Raw genomic sequence first — 18853 nt, 5'->3', positions numbered from 1 at the left:
GGCTCCACCAGCGGGAGAACGCGGATTCCACAGCGAATTCCCACCCGACTTCCCGTCGCTTTCCGCCGGCGCGAGTTGTTTTCCTGGCGGCTACCACCGCCTTATCCTGAAAGATAACGTTGCCGTTCTCACGGCGAGGATCCTGTTAACCCTGCCGCTACCGTGCGATCCTTGCATGAAATCGGCGGATCATAGTGTCGGCAGCGATTCCGGCGGCACCAGGCCTCCGACCTGCCCTGATGGGGAAGGTCCGGCGGGCCGGGAGAAACCAGCCGGAGCGTCGGGTATTTCACAGCCGCCGAAAGTGCCGGTGACCATCATGAGCAGTGGCAGGTCGTCCCACCCCCGTGAACCGCAATCCGCGCCACCGGTGCGCTTCTGCGACACCACGCTGCGCGACGGGGAACAGACTCCAGGGGTCGCCTTCACCGCGCAGGAGAAGATTGCGATCGCGCTGGCGCTCGACGCCGCCGGCGTGCACCAGATCGAGGCCGGCATTCCGGCCATGGGGCCGGGCGAGGTGGAGGTCATCCGCCGCATCGTCGACCTGGTCCCGCGCGCCGGGATCGTCGCCTGGTGCCGTGCGGACCGCCGCGACATCGACGCCGCCGTCGCCAGCGGCGTCCCCGCCGCGCATCTGACCATCCCGGCCTCGGACCTGCACCTGCGCACCAAGCTCGGCAAGGACCGGGCGTGGGCCCGCGCCCGCGCCCGGGACTGCGTCGCCGCCGCCGTCGACCACGGCCTGCGGGTCAGCGTCGGGTTCGAGGACGCCTCCCGCGCCGACGACGCCTTCGTCACCGACCTGGCCGGGGAGCTGCGGGAGCTCGGCGTGATCCGGTTCCGCTGGGCCGACACGGTCGGCGTGGCGAACCCGATCGACCTGCACACCCGGCTCCGGGCGCTGCTGGCGGCCGTTCCCGGCGACTGGGAGATCCACGCCCACGACGACTTCGGGCTGGCGACCGCGAACACGATCGCGGCGGTCCAGGCCGGCTTCACCTGGGTGAGCACCACCGTCGCCGGGCTGGGTGAGCGGGCGGGCAACGCGCCGATGGAGGAGGTCGCGATGGCCCTGCGCCACCTCCTCCGGCTGCCGCTGGATCTGGACCCGGCCGCCTTCCGCCCGCTGGCCCGTCTCGTCGCGGACGCCGCCCGCCGCCCGGTGCCCGCCGGGAAGGCCGTCGTCGGCGAGGCCGTGTTCGACCACGAGTCCGGCATCCACGTCCACGGCGTGCTGCGCGCCCCGGCGACCTACGAGCCGTTCGACCCCGCCGAGGTCGGGGCGTCCCGCCGTCTCGTGCTGGGCAAGCACAGCGGACGGGCGGCGGTGCGGCACGCGATGGACCGTGACGGCATCGATGCCCCCGACGAGGACCTGGAGCCGATCGTCGGCCTCGTCCGCGACCATGCCACCGCCCACAAGCAGCCGCTGAGCAGCGAGGAGCTGCGGGCACTGGCCCGCCGGGTCGCGACCCAGCGGGTCACCCCCGCCGGGTCGGCCACCTCGACGGTCAGGGAGACCGTCACGGGCCCGGGCGGAAGCTGGCGATGATCTGGCGCATGACCTCGGAGTTCGGGTCCCACTGCTCCTCCGGAATCCGCCAGCGCAGCGCGTACCCGTGCCCGTTGCGGACCACCGCGTAGTCCAGAGTGTGCACCGTGCGCCCGTTCGAGGTGGACGTGAACTCCCAGATCGCCGCGGACGTACCGTCACCGCCGTCTGCCGGCCGGATCGACACCAGCTGGTAGCCGGGGGAATCGTCATCGTTCCGGACGGTGGGCTCCTGCTCCCGCCAGGCCCCGATGGCGGACGGGCCCGCGACCGCCCGGGTCTCCACCAGCAGTTCGGGGAACCCGCCGGGAGCGGTGAACAGTTCGCGGGTCGGGCTGCGGCGGGTGTACTGCCACCCGCCGGGCACGGCCACCGACCAGCCGGCCGCGCCGCTGTGCGTCTCCAGGCCGGCGGGGGCCGGCGCCGGCCCGGTGCTGCTCGGGATCACCGCGCCGATCTCGTCCAGCGCGGGGACGGCACCCCCCGCCGGGGCGGGTGTCGTCGCCGGCGGGGCCGACCCGCTAGCCGCGGGGGTCGGTGCCGCCTCGCCGCCTCCGGAGCCCGCCGTGGCGCCCGGCGCCGGTGCCGCGGTGGCGGACGGCCCGGCGGTCGTTGCGCCGTCCGTGCCGCCGGAGCCGTCGGTCAGCACCAGGCCGAGACTCGCGCCACCGATCGCCAGCAGCGCCACGAGGACCAGCGCCAGCACGGTCGCCCGCCGGCTCCACCGGCGCCCCGGCCCGTCGGACGAACCAGACCGGCCGAACGGGTCCGCCGGATCGGACGAGCCGCGCTGCCGCCCGCCCGCCGAGGACCGGTGGCCGGTCTGGGCGGGCACCGCACCGGCGCCCGGCTCGACGACCGTGGGCGCGAGCAGTGGCTCGGCCCGCCCCTGAGCCGCCGGCGCGTCCTGGGCCTGGGCCGGAGCGGCGCCGGCGAAGGCGGCGGGGCGGGCACGATGATCGGCCTCCGCAGGGCCGGTCTCCCCACGGTCGGCGTCACGGTGGTCGGTCTCCCCGCGGTCGGCGCCGACCACGCCCCGCCTGCGGCCCCGGCTTCGGCTCCGGCTGTCGTCCCGCTCGCGCTCCCGTTCCTCCTGGTCCACCCGCTCCGGCTCGTGGCCGTCGAGGCCCTGGGCCGGGTCGGGCTCCGCGTCGGCGATCCGGCGCAGCAACGCCCGGGCCTGCGGCAGTGACGGACGCCGCCGCGGGTCCGGGTTGAGCAGCTCGGCCAGAACGGGACCGAGCGGGCCCGCGTACCGGAACGGACGCCGCCGGTCCTCGACGATGGCCGCGAGCGTCGCCAGTGCGCCCTCCCCGGCGTACGGGGATTCGCCCTCGACCGCCGTGAACAGCGTGGCCCCCAGGCCCCACACATCGCCCGGCGCCGCGACCCGCGAGCCGCGGGCCCGCTCGGGCGGGATGTAGGCCGGCGAGCCGACGACGATGCCGGTGCTGGTCAGCGCGGGGTCACCCTCGCTGACCGCGATGCCGAAGTCGGTGAGCCGCGGCTGCCCCTCCGGCGTCACCAGCACGTTGCCGGGCTTGACGTCCCGGTGCACGACACCGGACCGGTGCGCCGCCTCCAGCGCGTAGGCGAGGCTCACCCCCATCCGGGCGACCACCGCCGGGGCGAGGCGGCCCTCCGCACGGATGACCTCGGCGAGCGAACGCCCCTCCACCAGCTCCATGACGATCCACGGCGAGTTCTCGGACTCGATCACGTCGTAGACGGCGACGAGGCCCGGATGGCGCAGCCGGGCGGCGACCCGCGCCTCGCGCAGCACCCGTTCCCGGGCGATCGCCAGCTCCTCGTCGGACGCCACCGGAGGCAGCCGCACATGCTTGATCGCCACCGGGCGGCGCAGCAGTGTGTCCTCGCCCTCCCGGACGATTCCCGCTCCTCCGCTGCCGAGGATCCGCCCCAGCCGATAGCGGCCGGCCAGCAGGCCGGCACGGTCCGTGGGGCGGTCGTTGCGCGTCACTGGCTCCGCCTTCTCCGGCACGTCCGAATTCTCCCGTACTACCCGCCCCATTGGTCCAGAACCGGCACGACACGCCCGCACGCCGATCCGGGGACGCCACCCCGGCCACACCAGCACACCCCGCGTGGCCGGCCGGCCGGACAGCCACCCGACCAACGCACAGCCACACCGGCAGGTTCGGCACCGACCGATGAGTTCACGCACACCGTCTGGTCCTACCTCGGACGGGCATGCGTGAGCCCCCTGCGGAACTTACGCGATGCCGCCGCGACGACCACGAGGAGCCAGCAATGCCGCGAACCGTTCCCTGCCTGTGGTTCGACCCCGAACTCGGCCATCACCGCCGTCACCCGCCTGGGCTGTGGGCGATGACGGAGGGCGGCGGGCGGAGGGGCGCCGCGCAAGGGGCGTAGGTCGGTCACCGGCCCCGCCACCGGGACACCAAGACGGGCTGAACGTCATCCGCAGAAACGGAACATTCTCATACCCAGCCGTGGGACTGCGGAAAAATGCCTACCATCGAGTCGTAGATGCGGATCCCTCCGGCACCGGCCGGTCGCCCGCGCTCACGACGACACGGCGGTTGGCGAATGACACCCCTCTCCCCGGCTCAGGCCGACGAAACCAGGACATGGTTGTCCCGGGTCGAGAACGTCAGCGGCCTGCTCGCCGAGAAGCGGGCCCAGGCCGAGCGGGACCGTGCCACCCCCACCGCCGTCATGGACGCCCTGCGGGCCCAGGAGTTCCACCGGATGTGGGTCTCCCACTCCTTCAGCGGTGCGAACGTCAGCCTGCGCACCGGCTCCGCGGTGCTCCAGGCGCTCGCCCGGATCGACCCGTCGGCAGCCTGGCAGATGGGGGTACAGGGCGCTGTCGGCCGTCTCTCCGACTACCTGCCCGACAAGGTCGCCGCCCGGCTGTTCTGCACCAGCCGCGGCCTCGTCGTCGGAGGGGTCAACCCGACCGGCGAGGCGGTACCGGTGCCCGGCGGCTACCGGGTGCGCGGGACGTGGTCGTTCGCCAGCGGCGCGACGCACGCGGACTGGTTGCTCTGCGCCGCCGTGCTCGCTCCCTGCGCTCCCTGCGCGTCCGGCGCGTCCGGCTCACCGGGCGGACAGCGCGGTCAGGACGGTCCGGCCCCGAACGGCGCGGCCCCGATCCGCATGCTGTTCATCCCCGGCAGCACGGCGTCCTTCAGCGACGACTGGCACTCCCTGGGCCTGCGCGGTACCGGAAGCGGGAGCTTCACCGTGGACAACGTCGTGGTCCCCGAGAGCCACTCCGTCGACGGGTCTCTGCTGCGCCGCCCACCGGCCGTGCGGCGCACCCGCGGCTACTCGATCGCCTACTACGACTTCGCGCCGTTCACCACGGCCTCCACCGCGCTCGGCATCGCCCAGCAGGCACTGGACGTGTTTCGGGAGCTGGCCGGGCGCACCGTCCCGGCCCGCTCGACGCACTCCCTCGCCGACAGCGCGACCGTGCACGCCACGTTCGCCCGCGCCACCGCGCTCGTCCGGGCGGCCGAACTGGTCCTCGCCGACGCGGCCGACCAGGCGATGGCGCACGGGGAGACCGGCGGCGAGGAGCTCAGCGGTGTCATCCGGCTGGCCGCGGCGAGCGTCGCGGAGAACTGCGTCTCCGCGGTGACCATGCTGCACACCGCCGCCGGCGCCGCCGCGCTGCGTTCCGGCGACGGCCTCGACCGCTGCTTCCGCGACATCCACACCGCGGCCCGGCACATCACCCTGGCCACGACGAACTTCGAGATGGTCGGCGCGCACCTCTTCGGCGGCCCGCTGCTGATGCGTCGGTAGTTCGCGGCGGCGGCCGCGTACCCACCCCCGAGGACCTCATCAAGATCACTTACGGTGGCCTCGCACCGTCAACACCGTTGACTATCTTGAACCCTGCCTGCCTTGAACCCTGCCTGTCGAGGACGCCGCCGCCGTGCCCGTGTCACCGCCACGCCCAGGCGACAGGGGCGTGGCGGTGACACGGGCACGGCGGGTGGGAACGGTCCCGCCGCGGGTCGGCCCGGCCGGGGTCAGTCGACGAGGGGGCGGGCCAGGGCGAGCGCGGTGTCGGCGGAGGTCGCGGTGTCGACGTCGCGGGCTTCCGGCCACGGATCGGTGCGGGTCGCCATGTCGAAGTAGACCCGCTCGGTGGCGTCCGACGGGTCGACCGGCCCGGTGTCGGTCGCACCGGCGCGGCCTGCCGCCGAGGCGGCTGTGCGGGCCACGATGCGCGCCACCGCGACTCGAGGCGGGCTCACGCAGCGCAGCTGCACGAGCTCGGCGTCGCACTCCCGCGCCGCCGCGGCGGCCAGGGCGCGGGCGCGGGCCGACGACCACGATGCGTCGATCACCACGCTCTGCCCGTGCTCAAGCGCGTGACGGGCGCGGGTGAGCAGCTCGGCGTAGCTGTGCTCGGTCGCGTCGGCGGCGTAGATCCCCTCGCCGGGTTCCGCGACGGCACTGGCCTCGGGAGGCAGGCCGGCGAGTTCCTTGCGGACGACGTCCGAGCGCAGCAGCAGCCAGCCTTCGCCGGGGCCGGGGCCGGCGAGCTCCCGGGCCAGGGTCGACTTCCCTGTGCCCGGCAGGCCGCCGACGAGGACCAGCCGGACCCGGCCGCGGCGCAGGTGGCGCAGGGCCAGCGCGGCCAGCCCGCGGGCGTCCGCGGCCGCCGCCGGATCACCCTGGTGGGAGCGGACGCAGGCTTCCCCGGCCCGCACCACCGCCCGGTAGGCGAGGTGGAGGTGCTCCAGGGACGCGGGGCCCGTCTCCCCCGCCGCTTCGCGGTAGGCGGCCAGGACGGCGTGTGCCGCCGCGGGCGCGCCGAGGTGCTCCAGGTCCGCTGCCAGCGAGGCGACGTCCCCCAAGACGTCGCCGCGGCGCAGGGCCGGGTCGGAGCTGACGCTGCCCAGCACCCGCGGGCCGTCAGGCAGGCAGTAGATGTCGCCGGCCCGCAGGTCCCCGTGGCCACCGCGGATCCGCCCGGCGCGCTGGCGGCGGGCCAGCAGCGGCCCGCGCCCGGCCAGGTACCGCAGCGCGAGCCGGCCGATCTCGTCGGCCACGGCGGCGTCGATGAGCCGGCCGCGGAACGGCGCGATGCCGTCCATCGCCGCCAGCCACAGCGCCTGCTGTGCGCTGAGGCCACCGTCCCGGGCGATCTCGGTCGACGTCTCGCACTCCTCGTGGAACGCGGCGAGCCGCCGGGCCAGGATCCGCAGCTCACCGAGGACGGCGTCAGCGCCGGCCGGGAGGGCTGCGACCAGGGTGGAGAGGCGGCGGGCGGCCGGCATCCGCCGCATGACCACCATGTGGTCGCACAGCACTCCGGATTCATCCCGGATATCGGCGACGCCGAGATAGGCGTCGGGGGCCAGCGGCCGGTTCAGCCGCACCTCGTCCTCGCAGGCCCGCAGCCGCACACCGCGGGAACGCAGGTCCAGGAATCCCAGATCCACCGGTTTACGCAGTTTGTAGGCGCGGTCCTCGGTGAGGAAGACGACAGAGGTCGTGGTCTCGACGGTTTCCCGGGTGTCGAGGCGGAGTTCCCGCGGCGCCGGGCCTGATGCCGGACCGGGTACCGGACCGTCGGGCGGTGTTCCGGGCGGTGCTGCCTGTACGTCGGTGGCCTGCCTTCGAGGAGCGTCGTCATGCAGAAACATCTTCGTCTCCAGACCGTTCTTCGGGGCGGTTCGTGCCCGGCCGCGCACCACCGCCCCGCCCGGAGCTGAAAGCGCCTTTCTCGCGATGGTGATCGGGGGCGGAACAGCCGTGCGGTGCCGGTATCGATCGGCAGGTCCAGCCGTGGAGATCTTCCTCCCCGGCCCGATTCCCGCACCCGCCAGCATCCCCCATTCGTCCCGTCCGGTCAGGTGACCTGCCGCCCCGTTCCCTATCGACCTCCCGCCCGCCCACCGCGGGACGTAAGGCCGCCGGCGCCGGGACACCGGCCCACACCTGGCGGGCCGGTGTCTAGGCCTTTCTCCACCCGGCCCCCCGCGGACGCGTCCTTCTCCCCCGGCGGTCCGCCAGGCCTCTCCGACGGCGGTCCGCCGGGCCTCTCGGGCGGCGGTCCGCCGTGTCGCCGGTGTGCGGCGGCGCTGCCTGGGCCTGCTGGTGGCCAAGCTCCGTGACCGCCCACCAGCTGAGGCGGACGGCTGCCCGCGCGCCGACGAGGAGCGCGCCGACGAGCAGGCACACTCCGAGCGCGGCTATTCCGCGGCCTGCTTCATCAGATAGACGGCGGCCTGGGTGCGGCTGGCCAGCCCGAGCTTCTCCAGAATGCTCGACACGTAGTTCTTCACCGTCTTCTCCGACAGCCCCAACCGGGTACCGATCTGCCGGTTGGTGAGCCCGTCCGCAATCAGCTGGATAATCTCGCGCTCCCGCTGGTTCAGCGTGGCCATGGCCGGGTCCTCGTTCGGCCCGTCCCGCAGCCGCTCCAGCACGCGGCGCGTCACCGACGGGGCGAGCAGCGACTGACCGGACGCCACGGTGCGAATGGCCCCGACCAGGTCGTTCCCGCGGATCTCCTTCAGCACATACCCCGCCGCACCGGCCATGATTGCCGAGAAGAGCGCCTCGTCGTCGTCATAGGACGTCAGGATCAGGCAGGCCACACCCGGAAGTGCCGACCGGATCTCCCGGCACACGTCGATGCCGCTGCCGTCGGGCAGCCGCCCGTCCAGCACCGCCACATGGGGATGCAGTGCGGGAATGCGCCGCAGCGCCTCCGCGGCCAGCCCGGCCTCTCCGACGACCTCGATATCGTCATGCCGGGCGAGCGTCTGACGCAGACCATTCCGCACGATCTCGTGGTCATCGAGAACGAACACCCGGATCTTTTCCATGGCTGCGACCATACGGGCGGGGTGGGCCCTTCGCCCATGTCACATCGGCCGCGCCGGCCGGGACGTCCGACCCGGTCCGCGGGGTCCTGCCGACCGCCGCGAGGCGGCCGTCCGGCGGCAGGGGACGGACCGGCGGTTCCGCACGTGACCACGGTCGGAGCGGGCCCGCGACGGGTGCGGGCGGGCGCCGGGCGGTACCCGTCGGACGTGACGGATCCGTCGGCGGCCGGCCCGCGCCGCCGGCACGATGGTCCCGTCGGCCGACCGTCGGGTGGTCCGCCGCCGACTACCGTGGATGTTGTCCGCGCGCACGGCACGGCACGCTCGGTGCGTGCCACCGAGCGGCGAGGGGAGGTCTCGATCATGGAGTCGGTGACGACGGAGGTCCGTCGCGAGGTGGCCGTGGAGGTCGTGACAACAGCCTCGCTCGCGCCCTCCATCCACAACACCCAGCCCTGGCGGTGGCGCCTCGCCGACGGCCTGCTGACCCTGCGGCCGGACGTCGAACGGCGGCTCGCCGTCCTCGACCCGGAGGGTCGGCAGCTGCTGGTGAGCTGCGGCGCGGCGCTGCTGCACGCCCGCCTGGCGTTCCGGGTGCTCGGCCTGGAGCCGGTCGTGGAGCTGCTGCCGGAGACGACCGGCTGCGGCGCGCTGCAGCCGGTGCTGTCCGACGAGCTGGTGCTCGCGTCGATGGGGGTCGCCGGGCGGGTCCCGCCGACCGCCGCCGACCGGCTGCTGTTCTCCGCCGCCGGCGCGCGCCACACGGACCGCCGCCCGTTCGACGGGCACCCGCTGGACCCGGCGCTGGTCGACCAGATGCGGCGGGCCGCGGAGGCGGAGGGTGCCTGGCTGATGCCGCTGGCCCACTCCGACCAGCGACTCGATGCCGCGGTGGTCGCGGCACGCGCGGACTGGGCGGAGCAGACGGACCCCGCCTACCGGGCCGAGCTGGCCGCGTGGCGGCGCGGGCAGGGGCCGACGGCGGACGGGGTCCCGACCGGTGTCGCCTCGACGCATCATCCGTCCCGGGCCAGCGACTTCCCGCTGCGTGACTTCGACCCGGCCGGCGTGCCGGGCGCCCCGCCCTCGCCGCCCGGCGGGCGGGGTGCCGACCCGGAGGCCGTCGAGCGTCCCGCCGTGTTCGTGATCGGCACCGATGCCGACCAGGCCGAGGACCGGCTGCGGGCGGGGCAGGCGCTCGCCCGGGTCCTGCTCACCGTCACCGCCGCCGGGGCGGCGGCGTCCCCGATGGGGCAGCCGGTGGACAGCGACGGGTACCGGTCGGTGATCGAGCGGATGCTGAGCATCGCCGGACACGTGCAGATGATCCTGCGGGTGGGCTATCCCCGCCGGGATGCCGCAGCCTCGGCGCTGACCCCGCGCCGGCCCGTCGGCGAGATCCTCACCGTCGAGTAGGCACCGCCCGCGCGGGGAAGGCCCGCGCGGGGGACGACCGCCGCCGCGCGCCAACCGTGGTTGTCGGCCACGGCCGGCGGCCCGGCGCCGGAACCCGCGGGGGCGTGGGTCGTCACGTGCAGCCGAGGGCGGCGAGGCCCAGTTCGAGGTCGAGGTCGATGAGGGCCGCCTCGGCCTCCGCGGGGACCACCTCGTAGGTCCGCCGCACGAAGCCGACGACCCTGGTCGCCGACATCTCGAGCGCTGTCCGGCCCTGCGGGCCGGGCAGCGAGATCGCGATCAGGCGCAGGCCGCCGCGCAGCACCGGCTCGACGCACGGCCCGATCCCACCGGACGGTGCGGCGAGGGCCTGCGGCGCCCCGCCCCCCTCCGGGCCGGCCGGGGGCGGGTCCGGAACAGGCGCCGGCACAGGCACAGGTGCCGGAGCCGTGGCGCGGGTGAACAGGTCACGGGCGAGCGTGAGCGTGGCCGGGCCCGGGTCGCCGGCCCGGGCGCGGATGGTGACCGCGACCGGGTCCAGCGGGTCGAAACCCAGCGAGACGAGCACGGGAACCCGGGTCCCGTCGCAGGCCAGGTAGGTGGCGTTCACGTCCATCGCCAAAGCGGTGGATACGGTCGGACGGCTCCACATTGAGATCCTCCCCACCCTCGGTGTCGTACCTCACGGTGTCACCGGAAACGGGTCGGGGTCACCCTGCCTTGGTCCGCCCGGGCGGGGGACCAAGGACCACGGGTGGCGCACCACGGGTGCGCCGTCAGGCCTTCGCGAGCACCCCGCAGGCGATGCGGTCGCCGGCGTCACCGGTCGCGTCGGTCCTCTCGTCGGGGCCGGGCGACGGCGCGTCGCCGGCCCGGTAGCGATCGGGGATGTGCGCGAGGTTGTCGGGCTGCGCGTGCACGACCAGCGCGACTCCCCCGCCACGCAGGTCGTCGAGGGTGAACCGGTCGGTCTCGGCGGTGAGCTGGGCGGTGCCGTCGCGGTCGACGAGCAGCGGGGGCAGGTCGCCTGCGTGCTCGCCGTGCGGCGCCCCGGCCGGGTTGAAGTGGGGGCCGGCGGTGCTGAACGCCCCGTCGGCGGCCTTCGGGTCGCAGACCGGCTTCTGGTGGATGTGGAAGCCGTGGTAGCTGCCGCCCGGCAGGCCGTGGAAGCGGCCCTCGACCCGCACCGCCCCGTCGACGGGGGTGAGTGTGACGGTGCCGACCTCGGCGCCGCCCGCGTCGTGCAGGACGACATCCACGCCGCCGCCGGTGCCGCCGGTGGCGGTCGGGGCGCTGGAGGCGGCGGGAGTGCCGGCCGGCGCCGGCGCCGCGGCGGACGCCTCGTCGTCGTCGGAGCCGCAGCCGCTGACCAGGACGAGGCTCGCGGCTGTCGCCGCGACGGCGGCGGCGAGGGCGGTGCGGGACGGGGTGCGTCGCAAGGCGACCTCCAGGCTGCGGACGGGGCGGCCCCAGCCTACGGAGCGAAATGCCCTGCTGCCACACGGTGGCCACCCGGTGTCACCAGGCCGACAGGGCGGTCGCCCACCGGCTCAGACGCCGAGCCGGCTGCCGAGCCGGGCCAGGTAGGCGGGGGTGCGGTCCGGGGTGACGCTGTCGACACCGATCCGGTTCATCAGCTCCTCGTACCGGTCGACGTCCTCCGCCCGGTCGAGGTGGACGGTGCCGCTCTGGTGCTCGATGTGCACGACGTCCGGCACCTCGGGTTCGGTGAAGCGCAGGATCGTGAACGTGCCGCCCGCCGAGACGTGCCCGCCGTAGGCGGCCGGCAGCACCTGGATGATGATGTTCGACGCCGTGGCCAGCTCGGCCAGGTGCGCCAGCTGGGCTCGCAGCACGGCCGTGGAGCCGATCCGCGGGCCCAGCGCGGCCTCGTCGACGACCGCCCACAGCTTCGGCGCGTCCGGGCTGCACAGCAGCCGCTGCCGGGTCATCCGCATCGCGACCATCCGGTCGACGACCTCGTCGCCCAGCACGCCTCGGCTGCTGGTCTGGCGGATGACCGCGCGGGCGTACTCCTCGGTCTGGAGCAGGTCGGGGATGAGGTGCAGGTGATAGGTGCGGATCAGCGCCGCGGCGGTCTCCAGCCCGAGATACGGTTCGGACCAGCTCGGCACGACGTCGGCGAACGCACGCCACCAGCCCGGACGGTTCGCCTCCCGGGCGAGTGCGAGAATCGGCGCGCGGTCGGTGTCGGTCACGACGCCGTAGAGCGTGAGCAGGTCGGCGACGTCGCGTTCCTTGAAACCGACCCGGCCGAGCTCCATCCGGCTGATCTTCGAGTCGGAGGCGCGGATCTGGTATCCGGCGCTCTCCCGGGTGATGCCCGTGCTCTCACGGAGGCGGCGCAGGCGGGCTCCCAACATGATGCGGTACACGATGGGCTCGCCGTTCGGCACGCTGTCCTCCTAGTCGCGGTCCTCGCGATGCCACGGGATCCGCCGGAGCGGATTTGTCGAAGTGGATTGGCCGAAGTGGATCGTCGGAGAACCGGCAGACCATCCACGCTCCATCTCGCAGCAATTTTTCCACAGCGCCGGCCGCTCCACGCCGTGTGGTCGCCGGCGCCCCCGTCCGCATACGACGGAAAGCTTTTACTGTGCATTCCGCTATCCGTCAAATACCCAGGTCACGAGGCTGGTTGCCGCCGGCTGCCCGGGTGGTGGGGCCGCCCGGGATGACGGGATGATGACCCCATGCGGCCCTGGACCCGGCGTACGACGCGGCCCCCGTCCCGCCCGGTCGGTCTGGCGCCGCCAGGCACGGCACTGGCGTTCGAGCGGGCCGGGATGACGTTCCCCGACGGTTCCACGGTGCTGCGGGACGTCTCACTGCAGGTGGGGGACCGGGAGATCGTGGCGCTGATCGGTGCCTCCGGGTCGGGCAAGTCCACCCTGCTCCGGATCGCGGCGGGTCTCGCCGTGCCGACGTCCGGGACGGTGCTGGCCGGGCCCGGCTCCCCCGCCCTGATCTTTCAGGACCCGACCCTGCTGCCCTGGCGGACGGTCGCGGCGAACGTCGGGCTGTTCGCCGAGCTCGACGGCGTCCCGCGCCCGCAGCGTGACGCCCTGGTGGCGGACGCGCTCGCCCTCACCGGCCTGCGCGGCTACGAGCGGCACCGGCCGCGGGCGCTGTCCGGCGGCATGCGGATGCGGGTCTCGCTCGCCCGGGCCCTGACCGCCCGCCCGGCGCTGTACCTGTTCGACGAGCCGTTCGGCGCACTCGACGAGATCACCCGCCAGCGGCTCGGGGACGAGCTGCAGCAGCTGCACCTGCGGGAGGGCTTCGCCGGATTGTTCGTGACCCATTCCGTGGTCGAGGCGGTGGCGCTGGCGAGCCGGGTCGGGGTGCTCTCCGCCCGGTCCGGGCAGCTGCTCACCGAGGTCGCGGTGCCGTTCGACTACCCGCGGGCGGAGTCGCTGCGCTACGACGGGGCGTTCGGCCGGGTCGCCCGCACGGTCTCCGAGGCGTTGCGGGACTCGTTCGGGCCGGCGTAGATCCGCCGGTGCGCGGCAGCCAGTGCCCGGCGCCGCAGCGGGCCGGCGGGCCCGGTGTCGCGCAGGGCGGCCCGGGCCGCCATCGCCCCCGGCCCGCCGTGCGCACCACCGCCGGGGTGGGCCGACATCGACGCCAGATAGAGGCCGGGAATCGGGGTCTCGGGCCGGCCCAGGCCGGGCACCGGGCGGAAGACGAGCTGCTGGTGCAGGCCGGCGGTGCCGCCCCCGATCGCCCCGCCGCGCAGGCCCGGGTCCATCGCCTCGAGCCGGGCGGGTGACTGGACGTCCCGGCCGGCGATCAGGGCGGTGAAGCCGGGGGCGGCCGCCTCCAGCCGGCGTTCCACCCGGTCGACCAGGCGGGCGACGTCGGCGGCGTCCCAGCGGCCGGTGACGGGTGCGCCGCCCGCCGCGCCGGCGTCGCCGCGCGGATGCTGCGGCAGGTGGAAGTAGGCCCAGGCACTCTCGGTGCCCGCCGGCGACCGGGTGGGGTCGGCGGTGGTCATCTGGCCGAGCACGAGCAGCGGGTCGGCCGGGATCAGGCCGCGGGCGAGCTGGGCGGACATCTCCGTCAGATCGTCGAGGGTGCCGCCGAGGTGGACGGTGCCGGCCCGGCGCACCCGCGGGTCCGCCCAGGGGATCGGGCCCGCCAACGCCCAGTTGATCTTGAAGGTGGCGGAGTCCCAGTGGAAGCGGTCCAGGTCGGTGAGCAGCCGCGGCGGCAGGTGCTCGGCGGCGACCAGGCTCCGGTAGAGCGCGACCGCGTCGACGTCCGCGAGCACCGCGCGACGGGCGGCCAGCAGCGTCCCGTCGGCGAGCCGCACCCCGCGGGCCCGGCCGGCGCTGACGGTCACCGCGTCCACCCGGGTTCCCGTCCGCAGGACGCCGCCGCGGGCCTGCAGCCGGTCGACCAGCGCCCCGGTGAGCCGGCCGGCGCCGCCCCGCGGGACCGGGAAGCCGACGTCCTGGCCCAGCATCGCCAGCAGCCAGCCGACCAGCGCCGAACCGGCCGACTCGGGGGCGAGGTCGGTGTGCAGGGCGCAGCCCGCCAGCAGCAGCCCGGCGCCCGCGCCGGCGAACTCCTCCGCGGCGAAGCTGCGGACGGGAAGCACGGCGAACCGGGCGAACCGCAGCGCGTCGGCGGTGCCGAGCGTGCGGGCGAGCCGCAGGCCGGCCCGCACCGGCGGGAACGGCACCGCGAGCAGCGCCTCGAGCAGCGGCTCACGGATCCGTCCCCACAGGTCGGCCTGTGCCTGCCAGGCCGCGGCGTCCGGTGCGGCGAAGTCGGCGAGCGAGGCCGTCGTCTCGGCGAGATCGGTGGACAGCAGCGCGCACCGACCGTCCGCGGTGGGGTGGGCGAGCACCAGCGGGGCATGGCACCACCGCAGGCCGTGGTCCTCCAGCGCCAGGCCGCGCAGCGCAGGGGAACCGGCCGCGAACGGGTAGAAGGCGCTGAACAGGTCGGTGCCGAAACCGGGTGCGGCCACCTCGGCCGACCGGCAGGCACCGCCCGGTGCGTCCTGCGCCTCGCAGACCACGACGTCCCAGCCCGCGTCGGCCAGCAGGTTCGCCGCGACGAGGCCGTTGACACCGGCGCCCACGACGACGGCGTCCGCGGTCGCGGCAGCTCCCGGCCGCGTGGGCACCGCGGTCAGGCGATCCGGCGTTCCAGCGCGATGTCGAGCAGCTCCTCGGTGAGGACCAGCTTGACCCGCGGCCGCCCGGACGGCTCGCCGGTGGACCGTTCGGCGGCGTCGATGAGCCGCCACCCGGCCTCGGTCACCAGGTGCGGCTGCCGGCTGCGCAGCCAGCCCTCGATGTCGGCGAGGGTGTCGACGGAGCCGTCCCGCTCGTGGCGGCGCAGCGAGCCGTCGGCGACGTCGGCGAGCAGCCGGCCGACGCTCTCCGACGCGCACTTCTTGTTCGTGCCGATGATGCCGGTCGGCCCGCGCTTGATCCAGCCGGCCACGTACTCGCGCTCCACACCGTCGACCCGGCCGTTGACGTTCGGGATCACACCGCGGCGGTCGTCGAACGGCAGGCCCTCGATCGACCGGCCCTTGTAGCCGACCGCCCGCAGGACCAGGCTCGTCGCGACGGTCTCGCGCTCGCCGGTGTCGACGGCACTGACCCAGCCGTCCTCGCCGACCTTCAGCGCGTTGCGGGCGAAGACGATCTCCTCGACCCGGCCGTCGCCGCGGATCTCCAGCGGGGTGCGCTGGAAGCGCAGCGCGACCCGGCGCGCACCGGGCGGCAGCGGGTTCTGCGCGTAGCCGCGCATGATGGCCAGGTTGCGCTTGACCAGGCGGGACAGCGCGTCCTCGCCGGGCTGCTCGGCGACCTCGGCCGGGTCGACGTCCACCCCGGACTCGGTGAACTCGGGCAGCTCCTTGAGTTCGGCGGTCGTGAACGCGGCCTGGGCGGCACCCCGGCGCCCGACCACCATGACCTCCTTGAGCGCGCAGTCCCGCAGCGCCTCCAGCGCGTGGTCGGCGATGTCGGTACGGGCCAGCCGCTCATGCGGGGAGCACAGGATGCGGGCGACGTCCAGCGCGACGTTGCCGGCGCCGATCACCACTCCGCGCTCGCCGGTCAGGTCGAACTTCAGGTGGGCGTAGTCGGGGTGGCCGTTGTACCAGCCGACGAAGTCGACCGCCGACTCGCTGCCCGGCAGGTCCTCACCGGGGATGCCGAGGCGCCGGTCGGTCTGCGCGCCGACCGCGTACAGCACGGCGTCGTAGCGCTCGGTCAGCTCCTCGCGGGTGACGGTCGAGCCGATGTCGACGTTGCCGAAGAAGCGGAAGTTCTCGTGGGCGGCGATCGCGGCGTACACACTGGACACGGCCTTGATCTTCGGGTGGTCCGGGGCGACACCGGAGCGCACCAGGCCCCACGGCGTCGCCAGCCGCTCGTACATGTCCACCCGGACCGGCACGTCGCTCTGCTCCAGCAACGAGGCCGCCGCGTAGAAGCCGGACGGTCCGGACCCGACCACCGCGACGGTCAGCGGGCCGGTCTCATTTCCCTGGGGCATCTGCAGTCCACTCCTCATCACCGATGTCGGGCCGCGAGGGCGCCCTCGGGGCCCGCGCCCGGATCATCTCCGCGCGGCCGGTGCCGCACGGTGATCCCACCGGCGACGCCGCGGGGGGCCGTTCTGCGTCCGGCGGCACCGCCCAGCGGGCCGCATCGCCCGTCCGACCTGCTTCCGCGCACTACCGGCCACCCATCAGGCAACGTAGAGAAGCCTCGTTCGTGGCGCAAGAACTGTGATGGCGGAATGGCGTGCACAGTGTGGAAGAGCACCACCCCCCGATACCAGAACCTCGTTTTCCGGACTGAGATTCCGCTTTGGGAGGGAAAGTGAGGGCATCTCGCGAGGCCGGACGGGCGCGGCTGTGGGCCGGATCTCGTGGGCGACGCGATCAACTGGCAGCGGTCAGCTGTGGGCAGCGCCGAGGGCCATGGTGTGCAGCATCGCGGCCATCTCCGGACGACCCAGGTCACTCGCGCTGTGCGGGGTGGAGTTGATCAGCCCGAACAACGCGTGCGCGCGGGCCCGTGCCGCCGCCACGCCAAGTTCCGGCCGCGCCTCGCGCAGAGTCTCGACCCACTGCTCGGTGTACGCACGCTGCAGCCGGCGGACCTCACGGGCCGCCTCCTCCGGCAGGCTCCACAGGTCACGGTCGTGGATGACGATCAGCTCGGGATGGTCGAGGGCGAACTCGACGTGGCCGCGGACGAGGCGGTCGAGGGCCTGTGCGGAGTTCTCCCCGGCCTGGCGGGCATCGCGGGCGTTCTCCAGCAGGTATCTGCTGATGCCGACGAGCAGCTCGACGAGCATCGCGTCCTTGCTCGGGAAGTGGCGGTAGATACCCGGGCCGCTGATGCCGACAGCCGCCCCGATCTGCTCGATGCCCACCCCGCGGAAGCCCCGCTCGGCGAACAGGACGGCCGCCGCGTGCAGCAGCTCCTCGCGGCGGGAGGAACGCGCACCCACCCGGGCCCGCCCCTGCCCCTGGGCTCGAGGCCTGCCCGGCTCGGCGGGAGCCGCTCCACCGCCCTGAGCACTGCCGCCCGACGCGGGTCGGGTGATTTCTGCCGACACCGCAACAGTCCTCCTCAACCGGCAGGTTACCAGCTCCGCGGCGGGGCGCCGGCCAAGGCCGGCCGCCCCGCCGCGCACACCTGGCCGGTGCGGTGCGGGTCCCTCCCGTCAGGCGCTACACGCCGCGGAAGCGGTTGATGGCGGTGAGGTGACGAGCCCGCATCTGCTCATCCCGCACCCCCAGCCCCTCCTCCGGCGCCAGACACAGCACACCGACCTTCCCCTGATGCGCGTTGCGGTGCACATCGAACGCCGCCTGCCCCGTCTGCTCCAACGGATACACCCGCGACAACGTCGGATGGATCAACCCCCGCGCCACCAGCCGGTTCGCCTCCCACGCCTCCCGGTAGTTCGCGAAATGCGTCCCGATAATCCTCTTCAGATTCATCCACAGATACCGGTTGTCGTACTCATGCAGAAACCCACTCGTCGACGCGCACGTCACCACCGTCCCCCCACGCCGCGCCACGAACACCGACGCCCCGAACGTCTCCCGCCCCGGATGCTCGAACACGATGTCCGGATCCTCACCCCCCGTCAGCTCCCGGATCCGCGCCCCGAACCGCTTCCACTCCCGCGGATCCTGCGTCCGCTCGTCCGACCAGAACCGATACCCCTCCGCCGCCCGATCGATCACCAGCTCCGCACCCAACGACCGACAGATCTCCGCCTTCGCCGGCGACGACACCACACACACCGGCAACGCCCCACCCCGCAACGCCATCTGCGTCGCATACGACCCCAACCCCCCCGACGCCCCCCACACCAACACCACATCCCCCTGCTTCATCCCCGCACCGTTACGCGACACCAGCTGCCGATACGCCGTCGAGTTCACCAGCCCCGGCGCCGCCGCCTCCTCCCAACTCAGATGATCAGGCTTCGGCATCAACTGGTTCGCCTTCACCAACGCCAGCTCCGCGAGACCACCGAAATTCGTCTCGAACCCCCAGATCCGCTGCTCCGGATCCAGCATCGTGTCGTTGTGACCCTCGGGCCGCTCCAACTCCACCGACAGACAGTGCGCCACCACCTCATCCCCCGGGAACCACGCATGCACCCCCGGCCCCGTCCGCAACACCACACCCGCCAGATCCGACCCCACCACGTGATACGGCAGATCATGCCGCGCAGCCAACGGCGACGTCCGCCCATACCGCTCCAGGAACCCGAACGTCGACAACGGCTCGAAAATCGACGTCCACACCGTGTTGTAGTTCACCGACGACGCCATCACCGCCACCAACGCCTCACCCGGCCCCAGCTCCGGCGTCGCCACCTCGTCCACATGCAACGACTCCCGCGGATCCTTGTCCCGCGACACCCGCCCCTCGAACATCCCCACCTCGTCACGCCGCACCACCACACCCCGGTACGACTCCGGAACCGGCAACGCGGCGAACTCCGCCCGCCGCTGCGCCGACCGCGGCGAACCGGCCAT

The 18853-nt window shown here is 74.0% G+C and carries 14 protein-coding genes; 4 read left to right on the top strand and 10 right to left on the bottom strand.

Features of this window, described 5'->3' with window-relative positions; translation table 11 throughout:
* Positions 1-319: 319 nt before the first annotated feature.
* Positions 320-1555: a homocitrate synthase gene (gene nifV / locus B207_RS0127880; RefSeq protein ID WP_084692368.1), complete on the top strand. Its 1236-nt coding sequence runs from the start codon at positions 320-322 to the stop codon at positions 1553-1555.
* Here nifV and B207_RS0127875 read toward each other — a convergent pair.
* On the bottom strand, positions 1527-3536 hold the full coding sequence (locus B207_RS0127875) for a serine/threonine-protein kinase (RefSeq protein ID WP_230205273.1): 2010 nt from the start codon (positions 3534-3536) through the stop codon (positions 1527-1529). The genes nifV and B207_RS0127875 overlap by 29 nt on opposite strands.
* 590 nt (positions 3537-4126) lie before the next feature.
* Between B207_RS0127875 and B207_RS0127870 the strand changes: the two genes are divergently transcribed.
* On the top strand, positions 4127-5353 hold the full coding sequence (locus B207_RS0127870) for an acyl-CoA dehydrogenase family protein (protein ID WP_026311520.1): 1227 nt from the start codon (positions 4127-4129) through the stop codon (positions 5351-5353).
* Positions 5354-5583: 230 nt separating this feature from the next.
* On the opposite strand, the gene B207_RS0127865 is transcribed toward B207_RS0127870, so the two are convergent.
* Both B207_RS0127865 and B207_RS0127860 read right to left on the bottom strand, forming a co-directional pair.
* Positions 5584-7209 carry a bifunctional aminoglycoside phosphotransferase/ATP-binding protein gene (locus tag B207_RS0127865; RefSeq protein ID WP_035742680.1) on the bottom strand — a complete coding sequence of 542 codons (1626 nt, stop codon included), beginning with the start codon at positions 7207-7209 and terminating at the stop codon, positions 5584-5586.
* A 549-nt stretch (positions 7210-7758) separates the two neighbouring features.
* Positions 7759-8397 (bottom strand): response regulator, encoded by a 639-nt coding sequence (locus tag B207_RS0127860; protein WP_018639985.1) that lies wholly within the window; start codon positions 8395-8397, stop codon positions 7759-7761.
* Between the two features lie 144 nt (positions 8398-8541).
* Here B207_RS0127860 and B207_RS0127855 point away from each other — a divergent pair, with 144 nt between their 5' ends.
* Positions 8542-9813, top strand: coding sequence for an Acg family FMN-binding oxidoreductase (locus tag B207_RS0127855; protein WP_018639984.1), 1272 nt, complete (start codon positions 8542-8544; stop codon positions 9811-9813).
* Between the two features lie 112 nt (positions 9814-9925).
* On the opposite strand, the gene B207_RS0127850 is transcribed toward B207_RS0127855, so the two are convergent.
* The 3 genes from B207_RS0127850 to B207_RS0127840 form a co-directional block, all read right to left on the bottom strand.
* A complete protein-coding gene (locus B207_RS0127850; RefSeq protein ID WP_018639983.1) occupies positions 9926-10408 on the bottom strand; it encodes a hypothetical protein in 483 nt (160 codons plus the stop codon).
* A 160-nt stretch (positions 10409-10568) separates the two neighbouring features.
* Positions 10569-11231: a superoxide dismutase family protein gene (locus B207_RS0127845; RefSeq protein ID WP_018639982.1), complete on the bottom strand. Its 663-nt coding sequence runs from the start codon at positions 11229-11231 to the stop codon at positions 10569-10571.
* A 111-nt stretch (positions 11232-11342) separates the two neighbouring features.
* Positions 11343-12209 carry a helix-turn-helix domain-containing protein gene (locus tag B207_RS0127840; RefSeq protein ID WP_018639981.1) on the bottom strand — a complete coding sequence of 289 codons (867 nt, stop codon included), beginning with the start codon at positions 12207-12209 and terminating at the stop codon, positions 11343-11345.
* Between the two features lie 297 nt (positions 12210-12506).
* Here B207_RS0127840 and B207_RS0127835 point away from each other — a divergent pair, with 297 nt between their 5' ends.
* Complete coding sequence (locus tag B207_RS0127835) at positions 12507-13307, top strand: ABC transporter ATP-binding protein (protein WP_018639980.1); 801 nt, start codon at positions 12507-12509, stop codon at positions 13305-13307.
* Here the strand turns inward: B207_RS0127835 and B207_RS35985 are convergent.
* The 4 genes from B207_RS35985 to ccrA all read right to left on the bottom strand — a co-directional run bounded on the left by B207_RS35985 (position 13235) and on the right by ccrA (position 18853).
* A complete protein-coding gene (locus B207_RS35985) occupies positions 13235-14950 on the bottom strand; it encodes a phytoene desaturase family protein (RefSeq protein WP_018639979.1) in 1716 nt (571 codons plus the stop codon). The two genes, B207_RS0127835 and B207_RS35985, sit on opposite strands and share 73 nt — an antisense overlap.
* Positions 14951-14955: 5 nt before the next feature.
* The gene (locus B207_RS0127825) at positions 14956-16338 is read right to left on the bottom strand and encodes an FAD-dependent oxidoreductase (protein ID WP_018639978.1); all 1383 of its coding nucleotides are present in this window, start codon (positions 16336-16338) and stop codon (positions 14956-14958) included.
* Positions 16339-16743: 405 nt separating this feature from the next.
* Entirely contained in the window at positions 16744-17412 is a 669-nt protein-coding gene (locus B207_RS0127820; protein WP_195905370.1) for a TetR/AcrR family transcriptional regulator, read from the bottom strand.
* A 115-nt stretch (positions 17413-17527) separates the two neighbouring features.
* Entirely contained in the window at positions 17528-18853 is a 1326-nt protein-coding gene (gene ccrA / locus B207_RS0127815; RefSeq protein ID WP_018639976.1) for a crotonyl-CoA carboxylase/reductase, read from the bottom strand.

It is taken from the genome of Parafrankia elaeagni (assembly GCF_000374165.1).
Lineage (GTDB): Bacteria > Actinomycetota > Actinomycetes > Frankiales > Frankiaceae > Parafrankia > Parafrankia elaeagni.
Note: the sequence above shows the minus strand (reverse complement) of the source record. Positions and strands in the feature narration are given on the sequence as shown.

What these genes read in the sequence shown, in the direction of transcription:
- B207_RS0127865 (WP_035742680.1), bottom strand. Translation starts at nt 7,209, where the DNA reads ATGTTTCTGCATGACGACGCTCCTCGAAGGCAGGCCACCGACGTACAG.
- B207_RS0127835 (WP_018639980.1), top strand. Translation starts at nt 12,507, where the DNA reads ATGCGGCCCTGGACCCGGCGTACGACGCGGCCCCCGTCCCGCCCGGTC.
- nifV (WP_084692368.1), top strand. Translation starts at nt 320, where the DNA reads ATGAGCAGTGGCAGGTCGTCCCACCCCCGTGAACCGCAATCCGCGCCA.
- ccrA (WP_018639976.1), bottom strand. Translation starts at nt 18,853, where the DNA reads ATGGCCGGTTCGCCGCGGTCGGCGCAGCGGCGGGCGGAGTTCGCCGCG.
- B207_RS0127825 (WP_018639978.1), bottom strand. Translation starts at nt 16,338, where the DNA reads ATGCCCCAGGGAAATGAGACCGGCCCGCTGACCGTCGCGGTGGTCGGG.
- B207_RS0127870 (WP_026311520.1), top strand. Translation starts at nt 4,127, where the DNA reads ATGACACCCCTCTCCCCGGCTCAGGCCGACGAAACCAGGACATGGTTG.
- B207_RS0127850 (WP_018639983.1), bottom strand. Translation starts at nt 10,408, where the DNA reads ATGGACGTGAACGCCACCTACCTGGCCTGCGACGGGACCCGGGTTCCC.
- B207_RS0127860 (WP_018639985.1), bottom strand. Translation starts at nt 8,397, where the DNA reads ATGGAAAAGATCCGGGTGTTCGTTCTCGATGACCACGAGATCGTGCGG.